The organism is Amycolatopsis camponoti, from assembly GCF_902497555.1.
Lineage (GTDB): Bacteria > Actinomycetota > Actinomycetes > Mycobacteriales > Pseudonocardiaceae > Amycolatopsis > Amycolatopsis camponoti.
Genome location: NZ_CABVGP010000002.1, coordinates 2,829,381 through 2,852,096 on the forward strand (window position 1 = coordinate 2,829,381; position 22,716 = coordinate 2,852,096).

A 22,716-nucleotide genomic window follows, 5' to 3' on the forward strand; every position below is an offset into this window, starting at 1 on the left:
CGCAGCATCGGTACTGCTCAAGGCTTCTAAGCTCGGCTGATGGACCCCTTCGGCGGTTTCGTCCAGCGGCGGTGGTTGTGGTTCGCCCTCCCGGCGGCGGTGGTGGCCGTCTTCGCCTTTTCTCCGGATGTGGTGGCGGCTTTCGGGCTGGTTCCCGCCGTCGCCGTCCTGGTTGCGGTGGGGTCGGGCGGCGCGATCTGGCGCCTGCGGGTGTCGGCCCGGAATCGCGCTGCCGCGAGCGAGGACGGTTTCGGGGGCTGGCTGCCGCTGCCGACCGACCACGACCACGACCGCCGGATCGACTTCACGGCCGAAACCGGGCGGCTGCGCCGGGTGGCGCGTCGCGCGGCGGCGTTCGTCCTCGTCTGGATGGCGCTGGCCGGGGCCGGGGCCGGGGATCTGGTCCTGCTCGACAAGGTGGCCGACGAGCTCCTCGCCACCGGCGCGCGGACCACCGGCGAGGTGGTTTCCGTGCAGACGTTCACCCGGGGCGGGATGACGTTCGAGGTGCGCTTCGAGTCGCGGACCGCGAAGATCGACCGCGACTCGAAGAACTCCTACACCGTCGGCGAGCGGGTCACCGTGATCTACGACCGGGACGATCCGGATCGCGTGCGCACCCTGGTGGAAGAGAACAAGAGCCAGTTCCTCGTGAACCTCGGCTACGTCCTGCTCGTGGCCGGCTCGCTCGGGACGTTGTTCGCCGTCTTGGCCGCGGTGGGCTGGCGGGGCCGGGCCCGCGCGGTCGCGGCCACCGGGTGGCGGAACGCGACGGTCGACATCGTGCGCGTCTTCGCGCGCAACAGCCGCTCTTTGAGGAGGCCCCCGCCGGAGATCCACGTCCGCTTCCGCGAGGGCACCGGCATCGTGCTGAAGGCGATGTCTTCGACGCACGGGGCCAATGCGCTGGCGGACTTCACCGACCGGCTCGCGTGGGTGGGCGGCTGGGGACGGCACATGGTCGTCCTCTTCCCGAACGGCCCGCGCCGCCCGGGTCCGTACGCGGTTCCGGCTTTCGCGCTGAACCTGCGCACCGAGGGCGGGGGCCGCCGGTGATCGGCGGGCGGCGAACCGGTCAGCCGCGGCGTTCGTCTTCCTGTTCTTCGGCGCGGGCACTAGGTACTCGCTGGCGGCGCAAGCCCCCATGAAGTAGTTCCAGCTCCGCCGGGAGAGTGTTGATCTTCGTGCCGACAGCGGGCCGGTAGATCGTAGGCGGTGGGCAGGACGGCCAGTCGGTCACTTGCAGGCGTCGGTCCGGCTTGGCCCGTACGCGGCCTCCGTCTTCGTGAAGCCTTCGCCGGTGCTCGACGACAGCTGCTGCTTCAACCCCGAGCACGAGAACGAGGTGGAGGACAGGTAGTTTTCCGCCGACTTGACCGCCTGCTCCTTCCAGTCGACGCCCAAGCTGTCCACCGCTTGAGTTGCGACGTCCTTCGGGTATCCGTCGCCGGCCGACGAGGACAGCTGCCGGATCAGGCCGTTGCGCGAGAACGCGGCGAAGCCGAGATAGTTCTGGGCGGAGGTGCGGGCCAGCGCGACCTGCGGAGGGAACTTCTGCTCCGTCGTGGTCGGCGAGGCGACCGATACCGACGCAGGCGGCTCCGCGGCGGTGGCCGCCGCCTCCGTGGTCGCGCTGAACGGGGCGACGCCGCCGGTCGGGATGTCAGCCTTCTTCGGCGCCGCCACGATCGCGGCGATCACCAGCACCGCGAACACGCCGAGTGGAGCCAAGACGACCGTCCGGCCGCGCCGGCGGCGCTTCGGCGGCTGCGGCTGGAGGTATACGGGCATGGCCATGTGGATCTTCCTTCACGCAAAGACGGTGTTCGACGAGGAGTCGCGAAGAAGATGCAGGCCGTCGGCACGGGTCACGCTCTCGAGTACCTCGCCGCCGAGGCGGTTCTCGAGGCCGTGCCGCACGGCGAGCGGCTGCTGTGGAGCAACACGGGGACCGAGGCGGTGCAGGTCGCGCTGCGCCTCGCCCGGGCCGCGACCGGGCGGCGCCGCGTCCTCGAGTTTCGCCAAGAGCTACCACGGCTGGCACGACAGCGTGCACGCCGGCATGTCCGAAGAGGACGGCGATCGGCCCGCGTCACCGGGCGGCCGAGGGCAGTCGCCGAGCGTGCTGGACGACCTGGTCATCGCGCGCTTCAACGACGTGCCGATGGTCGAGCGCCTCCTGGGCGAGGCTGTCGAACGCGACCTCGCGGCGCTGCTCGTCGACCCGGTGATGAGCAACGCCGTGTCCAGGCGCCCGAGCCGGAGTTCCTGTCCGCGGTGCGCAACATGTGTGACCGCCACGGTGCTGTCCTCGTCTTCGACGAGGTGATCGCCGGATTCCGGATCGCGCGCGGCGGCGCGGCCGAGAAGTACGGCGTGCGCCCCGATCTGTCCGTCTTCGGAAAGGCGATGGCCGGAGGCTTCACCCAGAGTGCCGTCGTCGCCGGGCGGATCTGGTTGATCAGGTGACAGCCGGCGTCGTCCACGCCGGAACCTTCGACGCCAACCCGATCGCGCTCGCCGCCGTCGACGCCACCATGCACGCCCTGGCCGACCCGGCGGTCCACGAGGCGCTCGAGGAGACCTCGTCCGAGTTCGAAACCCTCGTCGGCGGTGTTCTCCGTTCGGTTCCGGGGTGCGGCAGCTTCAACCGAGTCGGTTCGCTCCTCCGGTACGTCTCCGCGGACGGGGCGACCGGACTCCGGGGCACCGGCGGGCTCTGGACGGTGATCCTGGAAGGGATGCTGCGGCAGGGCTTCCTGTTCATGCCCTCCGGCAAGGTCTTCCTCAGCACAGCGCACACCACCGCGGACATCGAGGCGACGGCCGGGGCGCTCGGGCAAGTACTGCTCGACCACCACCGGGTGTGCTGACGTGAGTGCCACGTCGCCCGACGCGCGACCCGGCCAGTGCGATTCAGCTGCCGGTGGCGTCGGACAGCGTCGGGTAGACCGCCAGCACCTCGTCCAACGCGGTGAGGGAGAGACTTCGCAAGCTCGGGCCGGTCGCGACCACCCGCAGCAGGGTGTGCTCCCCGGCGGCGTGCTGGGCGACGAGCAGGACGTGCAGGCCGGCGGAGGCCAGGAAGTCCACCGCGGTCAGGTCGATGACCACCCTGGCCGGCCTTCGGGCCATGACCTCGGTGACGGCTTCGGACAATCGTGCCGCGGTGCGGATGTCCACGGTCCCCTCGACGGTCAGTACCTGCGCTCCCTCGATCGCGCGGACCGACACGACCAGGTCCTCGCGCGGGCCGGCCAGGGGTTCGTCGGGATCAGGACCGAGAAGGGGCACACCGGTCATTCTGCGCGCACACCGGTGGACGCAGAAGGCCCGGAGCTTCAGCTGCCGTGGGAGACCGCGAGGGTCGCCCAGACGACTTTCCCGCCTGACCAGCGGCGGCTGCTGCCCCACGTCTCCGCGGCGTCGGCGACGATGCGCAGGCCGATACCGGGGTCGCGCAGGTGGGTTCGCTCGAGGAAGGTCGCGGGTCGGGGATTCTCGTCGGTGACGGCGATGGTGAACCGGTCCTGGTGGAGGTCGAGGCGCAGCTCGGGCGACGACGCGGTGTGCCGGAGCGCGTTGCCGAGGAGCTCGTTCACGATCAGGACCGCGTCGTAGAACAGCTCCGGCACGCCCCAGTTCGTCGTCTGGTCGCGAAGGAACGCGCCGGCCAGCCTCGTCGCGTCCCCGGTGCGAGGGAATTTCCGGTGGGCCCACCGGCGAGCGGGGACCTTCTGGTGGCTTTCCGCGACGTCGACGTCGACGTGGACCGCGACGAACCGGTCGAGGCCTTGGCGGCGGAAGGCCCGCAGGTGGGTCCCCTGTCGCGTGACCAGGGTCAGCGGAATGCCGGGCCAGTTCGCCATCCGGCGGGCAACCAGCGGAAACACGGCGATGGGGGACAATTCGCCGATGGTCAGCCCGTCGATGTCGGCGATCAGCGCGGGCGGTCCGTCAGCGGCCACTTCCAGCAGGCCGTCACGCAGGAAGCCGTACCCGGAGAGGTCGAGCTCCCCGCTGGCGGTCACCACAGCGCTCGCCAGCCGGGGTGAGAAGGCCAGGGTGATACCGCCGGCGATCACGATGAGGGTTCAACGTTCTTCGCCGACGCCACGGGACTCGGCGGCATCGCGGTGTCGAGGTCGGCGCGGCATCAGGACGGCCCAGACGACCTTGCCGCCGGCCCAGGACCGGCTGCACCCCCAGACACGCGTGTTCTCGGCAACCAGCCGGAGTCCGAGACCGTGCTCCCTGGGGCGCTCGAGCAGTACGGCCTCGTGCGGGTCGTCGTCGGCCACCGAGATGACGAAGGTGTCCCGGCGCAGCTCCAGCCGCAGCCGGGGGTGCGACGTGGTGTGCCGGACCGTGTTTTCCACCAGCTCGGTCGCGACCAGGCGCGCGTCGTCCACGTGCTCCTGCACCTTCCACTGCTCGCAGACACGGCCGACGAACGCCCGTGCGACCGAAGATGCCTGTGGCGACGCAGCCAGCAGCTGGAGGGCCCGTCGGCGGGGTGGTCGGTCGCGTGCCCGCTCGGCCGCGGGGACGTCGGCGTGGATCGGGACGAACCGGTCCGCTGCCTGCTTCGCCAGCCGCGCCACGTGGTCCGGGTGGTCGGTCACCACCGCGAACGGGATCCCCGGCCAAGCGTCGATCCGCGCCGCGATCGCGGTGAACACCGTCATCAAGGTGGTGTCGCCGATGTCGAGGCCCCGGATGTCGGCGATGACGCTCACCGGCGCGTCCGTGGCCACCTTGAGCACGCCGTCACGCAGCTGCGCGTAGTTGGCCGAAGTCAGACTGCCGGTCACGGTCGCCACAGTCGACTCCGCCCGGTAGTCCGGCACCAGGTGCAGGCCGTTTTCACTGATCATGAACTCGCCTCGATCTCGGGAGGCGGCACGGGGCAGCTGCCGACCGGGGTGCCGCAGAGGGAGGGTTCGGCGGCTTCCAGCCCGAGTGCGGCGAGCAGGGACGCGCGGTCACCGGCGTCGCTCGCGAACGATGCCACCACCCGGGCTCCGCGATGGCGCTGCTCGCGGGAAAGTCCGGTGGTGCTGGTCTCCTCGGGCGATGCCGCGGCGTGCCTCATCGACTTGAGAGCTGCCGTACGCCCGCCGGTTGCCCGTGCATCACGACGATCATCGGATCCTCCGCCGGTAGCTGACCTCTCTTGGTCGTACCGCCGGGGTCCGGAGCGGGACGCATATCGACAGCCGGCACGGAGGCCGGCGCGGTCGATTCACAGAGTGTAGCCCAGAAGGCACGGGGTGATCGGAGTAGAACCAGTTCGTTCGCCTCGCTCGTTCGCCGCTGCTCGACCTCAGCCCACAGTTCTGCCGGTGCTGGAAGGCCGTCGGGAAATCTCAACCACCGGATCGAGTACCACCTATTTCCGGATTTGCCTTCGCGCCGTGCTTCGACTGGTTTTGCCCCGGCACGTGGCGACCACGCGCGGTAGGGTTCCGGGGAACGCACCCGCGGTGGCGGAGCTGATCCGGACCCTGTCTTTTCCGAGTCGGTGTGGTGTGAGAACACCGACTCGGAGGAGAACCAATGCGGCGGCGGGTGTCCCGTGGCTGAGATCGACGTCCTGCGGGCGAGCGTGCCGGCCGCGCTCGCCGGCGGTCAGTCCGGCAGCGGGTCGACATGGTCGGCCAGGTGTGCCGCGCGTGCGTCCGGTTGCTCCCCGTGGACGGCGCCGCGGTGTCGGTGATGGCCGACGCCGGTCAACGGGAGGTCGTCTACACCAGCGACGCGGTGAGTGCGGCGTTGGCCGAACTGCAGTTCGCCCTCGGGGAAGGGCCGTGTTTCGAGGCCTACACCCACGGCGGCCCGGTTCTGGTCGCCGATCTCGCCGCCGGGCTGCCCGCCGCGTGGCCGGTGTTCGCCGCGCAGGCCGCCGACTTCCCGGTGGCGGCGTTGTTCACCTTCCCACTGCAGATCGGGGTCGTGCGAGTGGCAACCTTGGACACCTACCGGGCGACCCCGGGCTCGCTGGCCGGCGACGAGCTCGCGACCGCCCTGCAGGTCGCGGACCTCGCCGCGCTGGCCCTGTCCGGGCTGCTCGGCGGGGACCGGTGGCTCGACGGCGACGGGCGGTGGATGGAGGGAGCCGGGATGCGGCACCGGGAGGTGCACCAGGCCACCGGCATGCTGATCGCGCAGCTGGACCTGTCGGCCGCGGAGGCGCTGGCCCGGATGCGCGCGTATGCGTTCGGGCACAGCCGCGCGCTGCGCGACGTCGCCGCCGACATCGTCGCCGGGCGGCTCGAAGTGGACCGGGAGCCCTGGTGAGGACCACGATGAAGACACACGACGAACACTCAGGAGGTGGTGGGCATGGCCGACCGTGAACGACAGGTGACCCGGACGTTCGTCGCGCTGGCCGACACCCTCGTCGACGACTACGACGTCGCCGACCTGCTGCACACGCTGGTGCGGCGCTGCGTGGAGCTACTCGACGTCGCCGCGGCCGGCCTCACGCTGGTCGACGAGCGCGGGAGCCTGCAAGTGCTCGCTTCCTCCACCGAGCAGGCCCGGCTGCTGGAGCTCTTCCAGCTCAGCATCGACGAGGGCCCGTGCGTGGAATGCTTCGCGACCCGGGCGCCGGTCCTGGTCGCCGACGTCGCCGCGGAGGCGACGCGGTGGCCGCGGTTCGCGGCGGAGGCGTCCCGGCAGGGGTTCGCGTCGGTGCACGCGCTGCCGATGCGGCTGCGCAAGCAGGCCGTGGGCGCGCTGAACCTGTTCGGCACCCGGCCGGGTGAGCTCGCGACCGACGATGTCGACCTGGCGCAGGGGCTGGCCGACACGGCGACCATCGGCATCCTCCAGGAGCGGGCGATCCGGCGCGGGGAGACGATGTCCGAGCAACTGCAGACCGCCTTGAACAGCCGCGTGACCATCGAGCAGGCGAAGGGCGTCCTCGCCGTGACCGGCCGGCTCAGCATGGACGACGCCTTCACCGCGTTGCGTGGCTACGCCCGCAGTCACAACCTCCTGCTCGGCGATGTCGCCCGAGGGCTCGCGGAGCGGAAGCTCGACCCCGCACTCGTGCTGACCCGCCACGTCCGAAAGACCTGACCGGGATCATCGCCGGGTCGTGAGGTAGGGCGCTGGGTCGGCGTTCGATCTCGTCGAGGTAGTCCTCGGCGCTTCAGCCGACCTCACGGCACGGGCAACCACTCGGCGGCCGAACCATCCGGTCAGCGCTGCCGGTCCGGGAGACCGGCGCGTACGGTGGGTTACCCGCCCTGGACCCCGGCGAGTGCCCGTCAACCGCCGACCGAACCGGGGTGCGCCGTGGAATCACCGTTGGACGATCTGGACGACGAGTACCCGGTGGGCTGGGTTCTCACCTACCGGCGCCGACGGACGCCCGGTGCGCCGTTCGGCGGATTCGCGGCCGGGGTGGTCCTAGGACCGCCGGTGCGGGACGCGTGCACCGGCCTCGAATCCATCCCGCTCGCCTCGCTCGGCGACGGCCCGACGGTCTGGGTGGCGGACCGGGACGTGATCGGCATCCAGCCCCGCCGGGTCCCGGACAGCGGGGCGGCCGCACCCCGCTGAGGTATGTCCACTCAGGACACCTCGGGTTCCGGATCGGTGGTGCGGGTAGTCCGGTGAGCGGTGCTGGAAGGACCGGATCGCCGGGTTCCGGATCGTGCCGTCCCGGATTTCCCCGGCGCGGACCGTCTCGTTTCGTCCCATGTGGACGGTCCGGAAAGGACCATCCGCGGGTGGGGCAGCAAGGTCTCGCTGATCTGGTGAACTCCTCCCAGCCGCCCGGCGGCGGGGGGCGCAAGGACCGCGTGTCACCGCCACGCTGTCAGGCAACGGCGCCGCGGCAAGTGAAGCGACTCACGATCGCAGTGATGTCACGCCGCGACATCATGGTGTAGAGTTCCGGATGACCAGTCGATCCGGGATGCGGAGACCGTCGCCACGACGCTCGTCGAGGCTCCCGGAACGCCGAAGCCTCCCAGAATTTGGAGCGATGACCATGATCCTCGAAATCGCCGAGATGAGCGTGAAGTCGGGCAGCGAGAAGGAATTCGCGGAAGCGCACGCCGCGGCCAGCGAGGCGTACGGAGCAGCCGAGGGAATGCTCTCGGCACGCCTCACCCAGGGGGTCGAGACCCCGACGAAGTTCGTGCTTCTCGTGGAATGGACCGATATCGAGGCACACGAGCGTTACCGCGACACCGAGCAGTACGGTCATTGGCGCGCGGCGATCAGCCCGTACGTCGCTGGGCCCGCTGCCGTCCAGCACACCCGCGTCGTCGCCTGACCCGAGCGGACCGGCCGGTCCGTGGGAACGATCATTCGTGATGGGCCGGTTCCCGTGGATCGCCCACCGGCGTCGTCCGGCGCCGGTGGGGTCGAGGCCATGGCCGGATCGATCAGCGGTGCTGTGTGGCCGGCCAGGGCACGATGGCGGAGAGCAGGGACATGACGGTTTCGGTGATGGTCGTCAGGTCGGTGTTGTCGTTGCTTTCCAGCCACTTCCGGTAGGCCGTGCGAAAGATCTGGCTTCCCGTCCCGGCCGCGAGTTCTGCGATGTCCGGGTCGATTCCGCGCTCGCAGAGTACCCGGCGGAACCCGTCGGCCATCTGGTGTTGCTTGATCAGGTCGCGTTCCAGCAGCCGGGGGTTCGCTGCGATCATCTGGGCCCGCCGGTGCTGGATGTCTCGTGATCCGAGTTTTTCCCAGTCGTAACCGGCCAAGGTCCGGGTCACTGCCTCGAGCGGATTCGTGAGGTCGGGCATCTGCCGGAGCTCCTGGACGAGCGCCTCGTCGAGGACGTGCGCGTCAGCGAAGAGAATTTCTTCCTTGTCCGGGAAGTACCGGAAGAAGGTCCGGGCGGTGACGCGGGCGCGTTTCGCGATCTGGACCGCGGTGGTTTCCTCGAAACCTTGCTCTTCGAACAGCTCCATGGCGGCCTGTTTCATCCGCTCTCCGCTGCCTTCTTCCCACCGGGGCATGGCGCCAGGATACCTGTCTGTCTCGTCGGGGCAGTGCGTGAGCCGCTGACAGTGACAATGGGGGTGACGGGGTCGCCCGTCCGAGTTGACCCTTCGGCTGACCGACCTTCGGTGTCCTTGCTGAGATCTGTCGCTCGGCGCGGGTGACCCCGTCGTGCACGTCACCTGCGTGAGCGGCGTGACCTCATAGGAGCCTGGCCAGAGGCCCCGTCACTGTCTTGTCCGCCCGCTGGTGGGTGCCGTGCCACCACCGGATGAGGGAGATGGCATGTCCACGATGACAAATCCCGGCGCTCACGTCACGGTCGGCGTCGACACCCACCTCGAGACCCATGTTGCGGTGGCCCTCGACCAGGTCGGGCGGGTGCTCGCGCAGCAGTCCTTCCCCGCCGATCCGCCCGGGTATCGATCACTGCTGCGCTGGAGCCGCGCACTGGGCCATGTCCACGCCTTCGGCATCGAAGGCACCGGCTGCTACGGCGCCGGGCTGGCCCGCGCAGCCCGGCAGGCCGGGCACCGGGTGATCGAGGTCGACCGCCCGGACCGGCGGAGCCGGCGAGCCCGCGGCAAGTCCGACCCGGTCGATGCCGAAGCAGCAGCACGCGCCGTGCTGGCCGGCACCGCGACCGGAGTCCCGAAGAACCGAGACGGCGACGTCGAGTCCATCCGCGCGCTCCGGGTCGCGCGACGAGGAGCAGTACGGATCCGGATCCAGGTCGCCAACCAACTGCACGCCCTGGTGATCAGCGCCCCCGAGCCGTTACGCGAGAACCTGCGTCGGCTCTCCACCCGTGACCTGGTCACCGCCGCCGCCGCGCTGCGCCCCGGCCCCGCCCTCGATCCGACCGCGGCCACGAAACACGCCGTGAAAATCCTTGCCCGACGCCACCAGGACGTCGACCACGACATCGCCGTCCTGGACGACCTGCTCCGGCAGCTCGTGCCGCGGGCCTGTCCAGGACTTCTCGAACTGTTCGGCGTCGGAACCGACACCGCCGGCGCGTTGCTGGTGACCGCAGGCGACAACCCCGACCGGCTCCACAGCGATCCCGCCTTCGCCAACCTCTGCGGGGTGGCACCGCTTCCCGCCAACAGCGGCAAGACCACCGGTCGCCACCGACTCAACCGCGGCGGCGACCGGCAGGCGAACGCAGCTCTTTACCGCATCGTCCTCTGCCGATTGCGTTACGACCCGGTCACCCGCGACTACGTCGAACGACGCACCACGGAAGGACTGACCAAACCCGAAATCATCCGCTGCCTCAAACGCTACGTCGCTCGCGAAAGTCCGACACGCCCTCCTGGCTTGACGATCCATAGGAGCATCTCAGCGGAGGTGCTGGGACAGGAACAGTGCCGCGCGGTCGATGGCCTGGCCGGCTTCGTCGAGGATGCCGGCGAAGGATTGGAAGACGTGGGGAACCTCGGCGGTGACGTCGAGGACGGCGTCCACGCCGGCGTCGATCGCTCGGGCCGCCAGGCGTGCCGAGTCGTCGAGGAGGACTTCGTTGGTGCCGGCTTGCAGCAGCATCGCCGGGAAGCCGGTGAGGTCCGCGGACAGAGCGGGGCTCAGGTGCGGGTGCCGCGGATCCTGGCCGGCGCAGTACATGCCGGCCAGTGGTCCGAGCATCTCCCGGGTGAAGATCGGGTCGGTTTCCCCCTTGGTGTCCATGCTCTCGCCGCTGAGGGTCAGGTCGAAGCAGCCGGAGAAGGCGACGACCGCGGCGGGGGCGGGCAGGCCGGATTCCCGTGCCCGCAGCGCGGTCGTGACGGCCAGTGAGCCGCCGGCCGAGTCGCCGACCAGCGCGATGCGTGCGGGGTCTTCGCCGTTCTTCAGCAGGGCGTGGTAGGCGTTCGCGCCGTCGTCGACCGCCGCCGGGTACGGGTTCTCCGGAGCCAGCCGATAGTCCACGGACAGGGCCCGTGCCCCCGTACGGCTCACGAGGGCGCTGGTCAGCGGCAGCGCCGTCTCCGGCGAGCCGAGGCTCCAGGCGCCGCCGTGGAAGTACAGGATCGTTCCCGGGCGGGCGCGTTCGGTGGGCTCGACGAGGAGGGCGCGGCGGTCGCCGAGCGTCGTCTCGGAGGTGCGGATCCCGTCCGAAACGGCCATCTGGGCTTGCGTCGCGGCGTAGCCGGCGCGCATCTCTTCCAGGTTCCGCGGTGCGGGCCGGGGCTGTCGCAGGATCGCGTCGACCTGCGCACGTTGTGCCTTGCTCATGTGCTGACCTGCCTTTTCGCGTCGAGGTGGCGGATGTCACGCCGCGACATCAAACTAGCACGATGTCACGTCGCGACATCAAGTGCTACGGTGATGTCACGCCGAGACAACGCGAGGAGAGGGACCGCCATGAACGGCACCACGGGCAGTGGCCGGAGGGTTTCCACCGAATTCGATCCCGCGCGGCTGCGGCGGAAGTACCGCCAGGAGCGGGAGAAGCGGCTGCGGCCGGACGGCACCAAGCAGTACCTGGACGTCAGCGGGGACTACGAGAAGTTCGCGGCCGATCCGTATCTGGAGTCGAGCCCCGGAGGTCAGCCTCGTGAAGCTCGGTTCGCCGAGGTGGAAGCCCTTGTTCTCGGCGGGGGCTGGGCCGGCCTGACGATGGCGGCGCGGCTGGACGAGGCCGGGGTGCGTGACTTCTTGATCGTGGACCAGGCCGGTGACTTCGGTGGCGTCTGGTACTGGAACCGGTATCCGGGTGTGCGCTGCGACATGGAGTCCTACGTCTACATGCCGTTGCTCGAAGAGATCGGGACGGTGCCGAGCGAGAAGTACGCCGGTGGCCCGGAGATGCTCGAGCACGCGCGGGCGATCGGACGTCACTACGACCTCTACTCGCGGGCCTTGCTCGGGACGACGTTCACCCAGGTCGTCTGGAACGAGCAGCTGTCCCGGTGGGTGGTCTCCACCGATCGGGGGGATGTGCTGCACGCGCGGTTCGTGATGGTCGGGACGGGCCCGTTGAACCGGCCCAAGCTGCCGGGCATCAAGGGGATCGAGAGCTTCCGGGGGAAGGCCTTCCACTCCAGCCGGTGGGACTACCGGGTCACCGGCGGCGACTGGAACGGCGGCCTGGACAAGCTGGCGGACCAGCGGGTCGCGCTGATCGGCACCGGCGCGAGCAGCGTCCAGATCCTGCCGCGCCTGGCCCCGAGCGCGAAGCAGGTGTACGTCTTCCAGCGCACCCCGGCGATCGTCAACGCCCGCGACAACCGGCCGACCGATCCGGACTGGTACCGCGATCTGGAGCCCGGTTGGCAGCGCAAGCGCATGGACAACTTCGTCGAGCTCATGTCGGGCCGGCCCGTGGCGGACCTGGTCGACGACGAGGCCACCCGGATGGCCCGGCGGGTCGCGGTGGCGGCGGCCTCCGGCGGCCCGGGCGGAGCGCCGGACTTCGCCGCGATGCAGGCCGTCGACTTCGAAAAGATGGAGGAGATCCGGGCGCGGGTGACCGAGATCGTCCGTGATCCGGGTACGGCGACATCGCTGCAGCCCTGGTACGACTATTTCTGCAAGCGCCCGCTGTTCAGCGACGACTACTACCCGGCCTTCAACAACGACAACGTCACCCTGGTCGACACCGACGGCCGCGGGGTGGACCACATCACCGAACACGGAGTCGTGGTCGACGGCGTCGAGTACCAGGTCGATCTGATCATCTATTCCACGGGGTTCGACTCCGGCGCCTACACCTACGAAGCGGGCGGGTACCAGCTGATCGGGCGGGACGGGGTGTCACTGGCCGAGCACTGGCGGCACGGGATGCGCAGCCTGCACGGCATGATGACCAGCCGCTTCCCGAACTTCTTCCTCCTCGGCGGCATCGAGCAGGCCGCCATCTCGATCAACTTCCCGCACGTCACCTCCCGCCAGGCCGAGCACGTCGCGGCGCTGACGGCCCGTTTCCTGCGGGCCGGCGTCGCCGTCGCCGAGGTCACGGCCGAGGCCGAGCAGCGCTGGGCCGACGAGCTGGCCCGGGTGCACGTCGACCGCACGCGGTACGACGCGGAATGCACCCCGAGCTATTACAACAACGAGGGCAGGCTCGACGACCCGAAACCGACCGTGCTGGGCGGCCAGTACGGCCCTGGGCCCCTCGGTTACCTCGCAGTGGTGCGGGAGTGGGCCGCCACGGGCGTGGATCGCGACGTCACCATCACCAAGGCCGCGCTGTGAAGCGCCTCCAATATCACCGGTACGGCGGCCCGGAAGTCCTGCGGCTGGAGGACTTCGAGCCGGCCCGGCCGGGTCGCGGCGAAATTCTGGTGCGGGTGAAGGCCGCGGCCGCCAACGCGATGGACTGGAAGATGCGCAACGGCGAGATGCGCCTCATGACCGGCCGCAGCTTCCCGCGAGGGATCGGCAACGACTTCTCCGGTGTCGTGGCGGCCGTCGGTGCGGGCGTGACCCGGGTGCGGGTCGGCGACGCGGTGCTCGGCGGGACGAGCCTGAAGGGGGCGGGCGCGTTCGCCGAGATGGTCATCGCCGACGAGAAGGCGGTGGTCCGCAAGCCGGCCGAGCTCTCCTTCGAACAGGCCGCGGCCCTCCCGGTCGTCGGGATCACCGCGTTCCAGGCGGTCCTCGGCCGGGGCAAGCTGCGAGCCGGGCAGGCGGTCTTCGTCAACGGCTGCCTCGGCGGCGTGGGCCGGGCGGCGGCCCAGATCGCGTTGATGTCCGGCGCGTCGGTGGGAGGCAGCTGCCGGGCCACCGCCGTGGACGAGGCGCGCGAACTCGGCATCACCCCGGTCGTCGAGTTCGGTTTCGACCCGGCGCGGCTCGAAGGACGATTCGACCTGGTCCTCGACACCCCCGGCACGCTCTCGGCCACAGCCGCGCGGACGCTGCTGAAGCCCGGTGGCCGCATCCTCGACATCGTCCCCACGCCGTCGAAGCTCGTGAGGAGTGCCCTGCCGGGACCGTATCGCCTGATGATGGGCCGGCCCAGCCCCGAGGACCTCGACGAGGTGGCACATCTGGCCGCGCGGGGACAGCTGCGGATTCCGATCGCCCGGACCGTGTCGCTCGCCGCCGCGATCCCGGCGCTCAGCGAACTCGAACGCCACGGCACTCCCAAGGGCGGCAAGCTGATCATCACCGCCGCCGACGTCGACGAGCCGCGCCCGCGCGCCGACGGAGGTCCGCAGTGAACCTCGCCGGCACCCTCGTGCGCAGCGCGGACGCATTCCCCGGAGACCCCGCGGTCCGCCTGCACGACACCGTCCTCACCTACGCCGACCTCGACCGCCGCAGCGCCGCCGTCGCCGCCATGCTCGACGCCCGCGGGGTGCGGCCGGGCGACCGGATCGCCGTGATGCTGCCCAATGTGCCCGAGTTCGCCGTCGTGTACTACGCGATCCTGCGCGCCGGCGCCGTCGTCGTACCGATGAATCCGCTGTTGAAGGAACGAGAGGTCACCTACTACCTCGGCGACTCGCAGGCGCGGATGATCTTCGCGGGGGAGGGGTGCGCCGGCGCGGCCCTGGCCGGCATCGACCGCGCAGTCGTCGAGGACGGCTTCGGCACCGCCCTGCCGGTGCCTGCGGAGCGCGGCGTCCGCGACCGGAAGCCGTCCGACACCGCGGTCATCCTCTACACCTCCGGCACCACCGGCCGGCCCAAGGGCGCGGAGCTGACCCACGCCAACCTGGCCACCAACGCCGAGGCCGCGGCCGGCGACCTGTTCCGGCTCGGGCCGGACGACGTCGTCTTCGGCGGGCTCCCGCTGTTCCATTCTTTCGGCCAGACCTGCGGCCTCAACGCCGCGGTGGGCGCCGGCGCCTGCTTGACCCTCGTCCCGCGGTTCACCCCCGATTCGGTGCTCGGCGTGCTCGCCCAGCACCGGGTGACGGTCTTCGAAGGCGTGCCGGCCATGTACGTGGCCCTGCTCGCCGCCGCCGACGCCGCGGCCGGCACGCCCCGCTTCGACGCGCTGCGGGTCTGCGTCTCCGGCGGGGCCGCGCTGCCGGTGGAGGTGCTGCACGCGTTCGAGAAGAAGTTCGAGTGCACGATCCTGGAGGGTTACGGCCTGTCCGAAACCTCCCCGGTCGCCGCGTTCAACCACCCCGATCGCCGACGCAAGCCCGGCTCCATCGGCACCCCGATCCGCGGCGTGCGGATCCGCGTGGTCGACGACACCGGCGCCGACGTGCCGGACGGCGAAGTCGGCGAGATCGCCATCCGCGGCCACAACGTGATGAAGCGTTACTGGCGCCGTCCGGACGCGACCGCCGAGGCGATCCCGGACGGCTGGTTCCGCACCGGCGACCTGGCCCGGAGGGACGACGAGGGATACCTGTTCATCGTCGATCGCAAGAAGGAGCTCATCATCCGCGGCGGGTACAACGTCTATCCGCGCGAGATCGAGGAGGTCCTCTACGAGCATCCCGCCGTGCTCGAGGCCGCGGTGGTCGGCATCGCCGACCCCGCGCTCGGCGAGGAGGTCGGCGCGGCCGTCGTGCTCCGGCCGGGAGCCACCGCCACGGCCGAGATCCTGCAGGCCTACGTCAAGAGCCAGGTCGCGCCGTACAAGTACCCCCGCCGCATCTGGCTCCTCGCCGCGCTGCCGAAGGGCCCGACCGGCAAGATCCTCAAGCGCGAGATCAGCCCACCGCCGCTCGGGCAAGTCGAGTAGCCGGGGAAGATCTCCCCTGCCCGGGGCTCCGCAAGCGCACACGGCGGGGCGAGGGTCGTCCGCAACCCCGTTGCGGAAGATCAGCCGGCCGAGGACCCGGCATCGCGGAACTGTGCGACCAGCAGCTCGACGCGGTCGGCGTCATACCCCGGGCGCAGCCGGCCGTTGCGCCCGAGCATGACCAGTCCGTGCAGTGCCGCCCAGAGGGCCTCGGTGAGGGTGTCGACGTCGCGCTCGGCGACGGCGGCGACGGCATCGCGCAGCTCGCCGAAGGCTTCGGCCAGCGGCGCGGGGGTGCTCTCCCCGCTGAAGCGCAGCCGGGTGGCCCGGGTGAACATCGCGTCGTAGAGGGCGGGGTTCTTCATGGCGAAGCCGTGGAACGCGGTGGCGACCCGGCCGACGTCGTCGCCGGGCGCGGCGCCGCCGTGGCGGGCCTCGTGCAGCTCCTCGGCGAGTTCGCCGAAGCCCTCCAGCGCGACGGCTTCGACGATGTCTCCCATCGATCCGAAATGCTTGTACAGCACCGGCTGGCTGCACTCGATCTCGGTCGACAACCTGCGGGTGGTGACCGCATCCCAGCCCTCACCCTCCGCCAGGGTGCGCGCCGTCGCCGTGATGAGGCGGCGACGGGCGGGGTGTTCGCGCCCGCGGCGGTCTTGGGTGGCCATGCCTGACTGTAGCACCGCTAGCTTTCCTAGCAGTGCTATTGACGCGGTCGGCCCGAGGGGTTAGCGTTGCTAGAACTAGCAGTGCTAACCACTACGAGGAGAGCGACATGACCGCACCTGGACGCCGGCTCGCCGAGCTGTTCGCCGAGATGACCAACACCCACGACCCGGACCTGGTGGACCGGTTCATCGCCGAGGACTACGTCAACCACAACGACTTCGTCGCCGGCGGCCGCGAGGCCAACCGCCAGTTCTGGACGGCGTTCTTCACCGGACTGCCCGACGTGGCCGTCACGATGGAGGACCTGATCGTCTCCGGTGACCGCGTCGTGGGCCGCTTCACCTACCGCGGCACCCACACCGGGGACCTGCTGGGCATCCCGGCCAGCGGCGCATCCGTCGAAATGCGCAGTATCGACATCTGGCGCGTGCAGGACGGCATGTTCGTCGAACACTGGGACCAGCTGAACCTGATGCAAATGTTCCAGCAGATCGGCGCCCTGCCGCCGCTCGGCGCCGCCGGAGCCCAGGCATGACACTGCTCTCGCACCTCGCCGCGCTCTTGGCGATCTTGAGCACGGGGATCGTCTACGGCACCGACGCTTTCTGCGCGCTCGTCCAACGATCCGCACTCGCGCACGTCGACGACACCACCCTCACCGCGATCATGGGCAACGTGCACCGGTTCGGCGACCGGCGGATGCCCGTTCCCGGAATCCTCGGCGTCATCGCGGCCGCCGTCGCATCCGTGCTCGCCGCGGTGGCCGGCCACCCGGCCGCGGCGGTGACCGCGGGAGCGGCTTTCCTGCTGCTGGTGGTCTGGGTGCTGCTGTACCTGCGCATCAGCGCACCCATCAACCGGCGGCTCACCGCGGCCGCCGACGCCCACGAAACTCCCGCCGACGTCCGCACCTGGCAACGAAACTGGGACCGCATCATCGTCCCCAGGGCCGTCCTGCAGGGCCTGGCCGTCCTCGCCCTGGGCGTAAGCCTCATCAGCTGACACCGGACCGAAAGGAATCCGACGATCGTGTACCAGCTCAGGTTTTACACCCTCCGCACGGCCGAAGCGCTCCAGGACTACGCGACCGTGCACTGGCCGCGACACATCCCGAGCCTGCGCGCGTTCGGCGTCACCACGCACGGGATCTGGACCGACCACGACGCCGATACGCACCGCCTGGTCGCCCTGATCGCGTACCCCGACGGCGCCGATCCCGGCGAAGTCACCGCCGCGTACATGGCCAGCCCCGAGTTCGCGGCCGACATGCGGGGCTTCGACATCGGCAACATCGTCGACGTCGAGGAAGTGCTGCTCGACCCCGCCGCTCTGTCGCCGCTGTCCTGACCACCCCGAACCGAAGAAGGTGCACGATGAGTAGCTCCCCTCGGGTTGCCTGCCCGCCGTTCCACGTCCAGACCGCCGCTCGGGGGCTGAAGAACGGGTATCCGTACTTCGACCACCACGATGCCGTTTCCCTGCTCTGGGCGAACAAATGGCGCCCCAACGCCGCCGCCGGCATCTATCCCTTCTTCGACGGGAACGTCGAAGACTTCGACCCGATCTTCGCCGAGCTGGTCCGCGTCTCGGGCGACGACACCGCCATCCTGTCGCGACCGGACGAGTACGGGGCACCGTTCCTTCCCGTGGCCGAAGATCTGGTCGCCCAGGCCGAGAAGCACCTGTCCGCCGGACGTCAGGAACAGGCTCGCGAGCTCTTCCTGCGCGCCGCTGCCGTCTGCCGGATCTCCCGCTTCCCGATCATTCGCTCGGCGCACGGTGAGAAGGCGTGGTCACTGGGCAAGGCCGCGTACGAGAAAGGCGGCCGGCTTCTCGATCCGCCCGTCATCCCGGTGAGCATCCCCTTCGCCCATGCGGACCCCACTGCGGGGGACGCGACCACGGACATCCGCGCCTACCTGCGCGTTCCGCAGGGGCCCCCGCCTCCTGGTGGCCGGCCGGTCCTGCTGTTCATCTGCGGACTGGACGCCTACAAGACGGACAACACGCCACGCACCCAGGCCCACGTCGAGCGAGGCTTCGTGACGGTGTCGTTCGAGATTCCGGGAACCGGCGACTGCCCCGCCGCCGCTCATGACCCGCAGTCGACGGACCGCCTCATGAGCAGCGTCCTCGACTGGGTCGACGCCAACGCCGGCACCTACGCCACGGACACCGGCAAGATCTGCGCGCGAGGCATCAGCACGGGCGGCTACAACGCCTTCCGGCTCGCCCACACCCACGCGGAGCGAATGCTCGCAGTGGTCAGTCAGGGCGGGGGAGCGCACTACCTGTACCACCCGGACTGGATCGATCACCAAGACCAGATGGAATACCCCTTCGCGCTGGTCGAGGCTCTGGCCTGGAAACACGGGTTCCGTGGGGAGAACGCGGTCGCGGACTACCGGGCGCGAGGATCGAAGTTCAGCCTGCTGGACAGCGGGATCCTGGACCGGCCGTCCAGCCTCCTGCTCTGCCTCAACGGCATGGAGGACTCGATCTTCCCGATCGAGGACGGCGTCCTGGTGGCTCTGTCCGGGGGGCGCAAGGAGATCCACGCGCGCAGCGGGCTGCGCCACATGGGCAATCCCGGCGGCGAGGAGATCGTTTACGACTGGCTCGACCGGCAGGTGGCGAACCACGCGTAGCGCCGGGCGTCAGCCGGCCCGATCGGTCAGGATCGCGCCCATCACGAGGTCGAAGAGCCGCTTGGCGCGCGCTTCGTGCCCGGGTTGGTCGCCGAGCCAGGCGAACGCCGAAACCAGGGCGAAGAGATCTTCACCATCGATATCGGGCCGCGCCACGTCCGCGGCCTGGGCGCTGCCGAGGATCCGGGCACCAGCCGCACGCAGGGCGACGCAGGAAGCGTGAAGCGCGGATTCGGGCTCCTCGATCGCCTTCACCATCGACGTCACCACCCCGTGGTTGTCCGTGGTGAAACCGACGAACTCACGCACCCACGTCATCAGCGCCTCTCGAGGCGAGCCGGCGGCCTCGACCTCGGCCGCCCGGGCCGTCAACTCGTCGAAGCTCGTCCGGAGCAGGGCCTCCAGCAACGCCTCCCGGGTCGGGAAGTGCCGCAGCAGCGTCGCCAGCCCGACCCCGGCCCGGCGCGCGATGTCCCGCATCGACGCCTCGACACCCTGCTCGGCGAAGACGGCGCCGGCGACGACGAGCAGGCGGTCGCGGTTGGCTTGGGCATCCGCCCGCATGGGCCCTCCCTTGACTAAGTGGACCACTGAACCATATATTCGGATCAGTGGTCCGGAAAAACGGATCCCTGGTTCACTTAGCTTACCGCGCGAGAGACGAAGGAGAGTGTCGTGCCGGCACACACCATGAAAGCGATCCGGCTGCACGAGTTCGGCGGGCCCGAGGTACTGCGGTACGAGGACGTGCCGGTCCCCGAAGCGGGGCCGGGCGAGGTGCTCATCCGCGTGCACGCGGCCGGGCTGAACCCGCCCGACTGGTACGCGAGGGAAGGCATGCCCGACGTGCCCGCCGAGCTGAAGCCGCCGATGGAACTCCCCTTGATCCCGGGCACCGACGTCTCGGGGGTCGTGGCAGCCGTCGGTGCGGGTGTCGACGGCTTCGCGGCCGGTGACGAGGTGTTCGGGCTGCTGCGCTTCCCCGCGGTGCTCCAAAGCGACGCCTACGCCGAGTACGTCACCGCCCCGGCGTCCGACCTCGCCCGCAAACCGGCCGCCGTCGACCACGTGCACGCCGCCGCCCTGGCCATGTCGGGGCTGACGGCGTGGCAGTTCCTGATCGAGCTCGGGCACGACCACCCCTCGCCGTTCCAGAAGGCCCAGCACCGCCCGATGGCCCTCGACAGCGGGAAGACGGTGCTCGTCAACGGCGCGGCCGGCGGCGTGGGACACCTCGCCCTCCAGCTGGCCAAGTGGCAGGGCGCCCGCGTCATCGCCGTGGCCTCGGGCGCCCACCAGGACTTCCTGCGCGAACTCGGCGCCGACGAAGTCATCGACTACACCCAAGACCGGCCCGAAGACGTCGCCCGCGACCTCGACCTCGTCCTGGACAACGTCGGAGGTCCGCACAGCCGGCGCTTTCTGCGCACCCTCAAGCGCGGTGGGGCTCTCTACCCGGTGTACTTCGGCGAGTTCGACGACGAGGAGAACGCGAAGCTCGGGGTCACGGTCACCGCTACCCAGGTCCGCGCGAACGGCGCGCAGCTCGCCGAACTCGGGCGGCTGCACGAAGAAGGCACGATCCGCGTGGCGATCGACAGCACCTTCTCCCTCGAGGACGCCCAAGCAGCGCACAAGCGAGCTGCCGAGGGACACCTGCGGGGCAAGATCGTGCTGACGGTCGCATGAGCGCGAAAGCCGCCGCCGGCTGGGGAAGCCGCTACCTCCCCGCGATCCGTCCGGGGTCGGTGGCTCTCGACCCGGCGGAGCAGTTCGCCGTCCACCAGGCACTGGCCCGCTACGCCTTCGCCCTCGACCAGCAGGACTTGGCGGCCCTGGAAGCCGTCCTGACCGAAGACGCCACGTGGACGTTCGAGATCGCCGGCGAGAACGACCTCGGACCCGTCGTCGGACGACCGGCGATCCTCGAGTTCGCACGGGACGCGATGGGCGCCGAGACCGACCAGCGACGGCACAACCTGGTCAACGTGGTCGTGCACAGCGCGGACGCCGGCACCGCGCTGGTGCACGCCTATCTCCTGCTCACCTCGAACGCGGGCGGAAGTTCGGGCGTGATCGCCACCGGCTTCTACACCTTCCGGCTCGATCACGCCGGCGGCGAGTGGCGGATCGCCGAGCTGTTCCTCGGCACGGACAACGCCTGGTAGCGGTCGGGGAGCGGATCAAGACCGGGCGTCGAGGGCGTCGTAGATCGCGGTGGTGTAGGCCGCGGCGCGCGGTGAGCCGAGGACGTCGGCGCCCATGTTGTTCATGACGTAGCTGATCGTGACGTGCCGATCGAGATCCAGGATGATCATCGAACCGCCCCAGCCACCCCAGAAGGCGATGCGCCCTTCCGGGATCCACGGGAGCGTCCGCCGATCGGGCAGCGCGAACCCGAGGCCCCACTTCACATGCAGGCCGTTGACGAGATCCGTACCGTCGGACTGCTGGTCGAAGATGAGTTCGGTGGTGCCGGGCTTGAGCAGGCGGCCGTGGGCGGCAGCGCCGGAGCGCGCGAGGGGAGCCAGGATTTCGGCCACCGACGCCGCGTTGCCGTGCCCGTTGGCCGCGCCCAGTTCGGCCGCGCGCCACGCCGGGCTGTTGGCCGCGGCCGCGCTCACGGCGGGGCCGGTGAAAGTCTTGTACGCGACGGTATCCCGGGCCAAGGCCGACGGGTCGAAATCGATCGCGGGCGGGAGGACGTCGGCAACCCGGTCCACATCGGACGCACGCAACCCGAGCTGGAAGTCGGCGCCCAAGGGTGCGCAGATGTGCTGGTGCACGAATTCGCGCAAGGACTGACCGGTCAGGCGATGCACCAGCTCCCCGATCAGGTGGCCGTAGTTCAGCAGGTGGTAGCCGGACGCCGAACCGGGGCGCCACCAGGGCGCTTGAGCGGCCATGCGCGCCGCGGCCGCACGCGGGTCGTACAGATCCTCGAGCCGTGCGGGATGGTCGAGGCCGGAGACGCCGGAGGTGTGGGACAGCAGGTGCCGTACCTCGACCTGTGCCTTGCCGTGCGCGGCGAATTCGGGCCAGTAGCGGGCGACCGGCGCGGAGACGTCCAGTTCGCCCGCGTCGACGAGCAGGAAGGCGGCCAGGCTGGTCACGGTCTTCGTGATCGACCACACGTTGGTGATCGTGTCGCGCTGCCACGGCCGGGTGCGCGCCGCATCGCGATGACCGCCCCACAGGTCCACCACCCGATCACCGTCCACGTCGACGACCAGGGACAGGCCGCACTCGGTTCCGCGACGAAGGTGTTCCGCCACGACATCGCGGACGGGTTCGAAGGCCGGGCTGACGGTTCCGTTCGGTTCACTCATGCGGCCAGCCTCGAACCTTGACACCAGCGTCAAGGTCAAGAGGTAGCGTTGTGAGGTGCGTATCGGTGAAGTGGCCGCGCGAGCAGACGCCTCGACGCGCCAAGTGCGGTTCTACGAAGCGAAGGGGTTGATCACCTCGACGCGCGGATCGAACAACTACCGCGACTACGACGAGACGGCCCTGGGCCGCGTCCGGCAAATCCGTGAACTGCTGAACGCGGGCCTTTCCACGGAGGTGATCCGCGCGGTCCTGCCGTGCCTCGCCTCACCACGCGATCCGATCGTCTTCGAAGGCGTCACGGCGGAGACGGTGGCGGCGCTCGAACGCGAGCGGGTCAGGATGAGCACGCGCATCGACGTCCTGGCCCGCAACCGGGACGCGATCGCCGCCTACCTGAGCGAGCTTCGGAAGCACGCCGGCTGAATCGGCGGTGGCCGGCGGTTATCG

Annotated in this window: 29 protein-coding genes and 1 pseudogene; 19 read left to right on the forward strand and 11 right to left on the reverse strand. The window is 70.1% G+C overall.

All coding sequences use genetic code 11. The annotated features are described in order from the left end of the window. Positions 1-39: 39 nt before the first annotated feature. Positions 40-1,056: a DUF3592 domain-containing protein gene (locus tag AA23TX_RS33615; RefSeq protein ID WP_155546733.1), complete on the forward strand. Its 1,017-nt coding sequence runs from the start codon at positions 40-42 to the stop codon at positions 1,054-1,056. 180 nt (positions 1,057-1,236) lie between these two features. On the opposite strand, the gene AA23TX_RS33620 is transcribed toward AA23TX_RS33615, so the two are convergent. Both AA23TX_RS33620 and AA23TX_RS50440 read right to left on the reverse strand, forming a co-directional pair. After that, positions 1,237-1,797 (reverse strand): Ltp family lipoprotein, encoded by a 561-nt coding sequence (locus AA23TX_RS33620; protein WP_230862854.1) that lies wholly within the window; start codon positions 1,795-1,797, stop codon positions 1,237-1,239. Between the two features lie 12 nt (positions 1,798-1,809). Further along, positions 1,810-2,025 carry an SH2 domain-containing protein gene (locus tag AA23TX_RS50440; RefSeq protein WP_230862855.1) on the reverse strand — a complete coding sequence of 72 codons (216 nt, stop codon included), beginning with the start codon at positions 2,023-2,025 and terminating at the stop codon, positions 1,810-1,812. Positions 2,026-2,062: 37 nt separating this feature from the next. On the opposite strand from AA23TX_RS50440, the gene AA23TX_RS50445 reads away from it, so the two are divergent. From AA23TX_RS50445 to AA23TX_RS50455, 3 genes are read left to right on the forward strand one after another with little or no spacing between them, the layout of a single operon-like run. Further along, a complete protein-coding gene (locus AA23TX_RS50445; RefSeq protein WP_230862856.1) occupies positions 2,063-2,329 on the forward strand; it encodes a hypothetical protein in 267 nt (88 codons plus the stop codon). Next, on the forward strand, positions 2,287-2,469 hold the full coding sequence (locus AA23TX_RS50450) for an aminotransferase class III-fold pyridoxal phosphate-dependent enzyme (protein ID WP_230862857.1): 183 nt from the start codon (positions 2,287-2,289) through the stop codon (positions 2,467-2,469). Before AA23TX_RS50445 ends, AA23TX_RS50450 begins: the two co-directional genes overlap by 43 nt. Further along, positions 2,466-2,873, forward strand: a complete 408-nt coding sequence (locus AA23TX_RS50455; RefSeq protein ID WP_230862858.1) for a hypothetical protein — start codon at positions 2,466-2,468, stop codon at positions 2,871-2,873. Before AA23TX_RS50450 ends, AA23TX_RS50455 begins: the two co-directional genes overlap by 4 nt. A 43-nt stretch (positions 2,874-2,916) precedes the next feature. On the opposite strand, the gene AA23TX_RS33630 is transcribed toward AA23TX_RS50455, so the two are convergent. Genes AA23TX_RS33630 through AA23TX_RS49765 form a run of 4 tightly spaced genes read right to left on the reverse strand, consistent with a single transcriptional unit; the run spans position 2,917 to position 5,017 of the window. Next, complete coding sequence (locus AA23TX_RS33630) at positions 2,917-3,294, reverse strand: STAS domain-containing protein (protein ID WP_230862859.1); 378 nt, start codon at positions 3,292-3,294, stop codon at positions 2,917-2,919. Between the two features lie 47 nt (positions 3,295-3,341). After that, positions 3,342-4,085, reverse strand: coding sequence for an ATP-binding protein (locus AA23TX_RS33635; protein WP_230862860.1), 744 nt, complete (start codon positions 4,083-4,085; stop codon positions 3,342-3,344). Positions 4,086-4,094: 9 nt separating this feature from the next. Beyond that, positions 4,095-4,877, reverse strand: coding sequence for an ATP-binding protein (locus AA23TX_RS33640; RefSeq protein ID WP_155546736.1), 783 nt, complete (start codon positions 4,875-4,877; stop codon positions 4,095-4,097). Then, positions 4,874-5,017 carry a hypothetical protein gene (locus tag AA23TX_RS49765; protein WP_196425651.1) on the reverse strand — a complete coding sequence of 48 codons (144 nt, stop codon included), beginning with the start codon at positions 5,015-5,017 and terminating at the stop codon, positions 4,874-4,876. The genes AA23TX_RS33640 and AA23TX_RS49765 overlap by 4 nt, the downstream gene beginning before the upstream one ends. A gap of 635 nt (positions 5,018-5,652) precedes the next feature. Here AA23TX_RS49765 and AA23TX_RS33650 point away from each other — a divergent pair. The 4 genes from AA23TX_RS33650 (at position 5,653) to AA23TX_RS33670 (ending at position 8,293) form a co-directional block, all read left to right on the forward strand. After that, positions 5,653-6,300, forward strand: a complete 648-nt coding sequence (locus AA23TX_RS33650; RefSeq protein WP_230862861.1) for a GAF and ANTAR domain-containing protein — start codon at positions 5,653-5,655, stop codon at positions 6,298-6,300. 45 nt (positions 6,301-6,345) lie between these two features. Continuing rightward, on the forward strand, positions 6,346-7,086 hold the full coding sequence (locus tag AA23TX_RS33655; protein WP_155546738.1) for a GAF and ANTAR domain-containing protein: 741 nt from the start codon (positions 6,346-6,348) through the stop codon (positions 7,084-7,086). Between the two features lie 231 nt (positions 7,087-7,317). Beyond that, positions 7,318-7,572 (forward strand): hypothetical protein, encoded by a 255-nt coding sequence (locus AA23TX_RS33660; protein WP_196425652.1) that lies wholly within the window; start codon positions 7,318-7,320, stop codon positions 7,570-7,572. A gap of 427 nt (positions 7,573-7,999) precedes the next feature. Further along, the gene (locus AA23TX_RS33670) at positions 8,000-8,293 is read left to right on the forward strand and encodes a putative quinol monooxygenase (protein WP_230862862.1); all 294 of its coding nucleotides are present in this window, start codon (positions 8,000-8,002) and stop codon (positions 8,291-8,293) included. Between the two features lie 112 nt (positions 8,294-8,405). On the opposite strand, the gene AA23TX_RS33675 is transcribed toward AA23TX_RS33670, so the two are convergent. Next, positions 8,406-8,987 carry a TetR family transcriptional regulator gene (locus AA23TX_RS33675; protein WP_155546740.1) on the reverse strand — a complete coding sequence of 194 codons (582 nt, stop codon included), beginning with the start codon at positions 8,985-8,987 and terminating at the stop codon, positions 8,406-8,408. A 277-nt stretch (positions 8,988-9,264) separates the two neighbouring features. Between AA23TX_RS33675 and AA23TX_RS51045 the strand changes: the two are divergent. Continuing rightward, positions 9,265-10,209, forward strand: a pseudogene (locus tag AA23TX_RS51045) (IS110 family RNA-guided transposase); the annotation flags it as partial. Positions 10,210-10,314: 105 nt separating this feature from the next. On the opposite strand, the gene AA23TX_RS33685 reads toward AA23TX_RS51045, so the two are convergent. After that, the gene (locus tag AA23TX_RS33685; protein ID WP_155546741.1) at positions 10,315-11,205 is read right to left on the reverse strand and encodes an alpha/beta hydrolase; all 891 of its coding nucleotides are present in this window, start codon (positions 11,203-11,205) and stop codon (positions 10,315-10,317) included. A 129-nt stretch (positions 11,206-11,334) separates the two neighbouring features. On the opposite strand from AA23TX_RS33685, the gene AA23TX_RS33690 reads away from it, so the two are divergent. Genes AA23TX_RS33690 through AA23TX_RS33700 form a run of 3 tightly spaced genes read left to right on the forward strand, consistent with a single transcriptional unit; the run spans position 11,335 to position 15,622 of the window. Continuing rightward, positions 11,335-13,167: a flavin-containing monooxygenase gene (locus AA23TX_RS33690; protein ID WP_155546742.1), complete on the forward strand. Its 1,833-nt coding sequence runs from the start codon at positions 11,335-11,337 to the stop codon at positions 13,165-13,167. Further along, the gene (locus AA23TX_RS33695; protein ID WP_155546743.1) at positions 13,164-14,138 is read left to right on the forward strand and encodes an NADP-dependent oxidoreductase; all 975 of its coding nucleotides are present in this window, start codon (positions 13,164-13,166) and stop codon (positions 14,136-14,138) included. The genes AA23TX_RS33690 and AA23TX_RS33695 overlap by 4 nt, the downstream gene beginning before the upstream one ends. After that, positions 14,135-15,622 carry a long-chain-fatty-acid--CoA ligase gene (locus AA23TX_RS33700; protein WP_155546744.1) on the forward strand — a complete coding sequence of 496 codons (1,488 nt, stop codon included), beginning with the start codon at positions 14,135-14,137 and terminating at the stop codon, positions 15,620-15,622. Before AA23TX_RS33695 ends, AA23TX_RS33700 begins: the two co-directional genes overlap by 4 nt. Positions 15,623-15,702: 80 nt before the next feature. On the opposite strand, the gene AA23TX_RS33705 is transcribed toward AA23TX_RS33700, so the two are convergent. Then, positions 15,703-16,290 carry a TetR/AcrR family transcriptional regulator gene (locus tag AA23TX_RS33705; protein ID WP_155546745.1) on the reverse strand — a complete coding sequence of 196 codons (588 nt, stop codon included), beginning with the start codon at positions 16,288-16,290 and terminating at the stop codon, positions 15,703-15,705. A gap of 107 nt (positions 16,291-16,397) precedes the next feature. Between AA23TX_RS33705 and AA23TX_RS33710 the strand changes: the two genes are divergently transcribed. The 4 genes from AA23TX_RS33710 to AA23TX_RS33725 are packed head-to-tail and all read left to right on the forward strand — an operon-like array spanning position 16,398 to position 18,939. After that, positions 16,398-16,826, forward strand: coding sequence for an ester cyclase (locus tag AA23TX_RS33710; protein ID WP_155546746.1), 429 nt, complete (start codon positions 16,398-16,400; stop codon positions 16,824-16,826). Then, positions 16,823-17,293, forward strand: a complete 471-nt coding sequence (locus tag AA23TX_RS33715) for a DUF1772 domain-containing protein (protein ID WP_155546747.1) — start codon at positions 16,823-16,825, stop codon at positions 17,291-17,293. Before AA23TX_RS33710 ends, AA23TX_RS33715 begins: the two co-directional genes overlap by 4 nt. Before the next feature lie 27 nt (positions 17,294-17,320). Beyond that, positions 17,321-17,638, forward strand: coding sequence for an NIPSNAP family protein (locus tag AA23TX_RS33720; protein WP_155546748.1), 318 nt, complete (start codon positions 17,321-17,323; stop codon positions 17,636-17,638). A gap of 26 nt (positions 17,639-17,664) precedes the next feature. Continuing rightward, positions 17,665-18,939: an alpha/beta hydrolase family protein gene (locus AA23TX_RS33725; RefSeq protein ID WP_155546749.1), complete on the forward strand. Its 1,275-nt coding sequence runs from the start codon at positions 17,665-17,667 to the stop codon at positions 18,937-18,939. 9 nt (positions 18,940-18,948) lie between these two features. Here AA23TX_RS33725 and AA23TX_RS33730 read toward each other — a convergent pair whose 3' ends face one another. Beyond that, a complete protein-coding gene (locus tag AA23TX_RS33730) occupies positions 18,949-19,503 on the reverse strand; it encodes a TetR/AcrR family transcriptional regulator (protein WP_155546750.1) in 555 nt (184 codons plus the stop codon). A 111-nt stretch (positions 19,504-19,614) separates the two neighbouring features. Between AA23TX_RS33730 and AA23TX_RS33735 the strand changes: the two genes are divergently transcribed. Both AA23TX_RS33735 and AA23TX_RS33740 read left to right on the forward strand, forming a co-directional pair. After that, positions 19,615-20,628, forward strand: coding sequence for an NADP-dependent oxidoreductase (locus AA23TX_RS33735; protein ID WP_196425653.1), 1,014 nt, complete (start codon positions 19,615-19,617; stop codon positions 20,626-20,628). Next, positions 20,625-21,107, forward strand: a complete 483-nt coding sequence (locus tag AA23TX_RS33740; protein WP_155546751.1) for a nuclear transport factor 2 family protein — start codon at positions 20,625-20,627, stop codon at positions 21,105-21,107. Before AA23TX_RS33735 ends, AA23TX_RS33740 begins: the two co-directional genes overlap by 4 nt. A gap of 15 nt (positions 21,108-21,122) precedes the next feature. Here AA23TX_RS33740 and AA23TX_RS33745 read toward each other — a convergent pair whose 3' ends face one another. After that, positions 21,123-22,268, reverse strand: a complete 1,146-nt coding sequence (locus AA23TX_RS33745) for a serine hydrolase domain-containing protein (RefSeq protein WP_155546752.1) — start codon at positions 22,266-22,268, stop codon at positions 21,123-21,125. Positions 22,269-22,323: 55 nt separating this feature from the next. On the opposite strand from AA23TX_RS33745, the gene AA23TX_RS33750 reads away from it, so the two are divergent. Beyond that, positions 22,324-22,692: a MerR family transcriptional regulator gene (locus tag AA23TX_RS33750; RefSeq protein WP_155546753.1), complete on the forward strand. Its 369-nt coding sequence runs from the start codon at positions 22,324-22,326 to the stop codon at positions 22,690-22,692. Positions 22,693-22,716 lie beyond the last annotated feature (24 nt).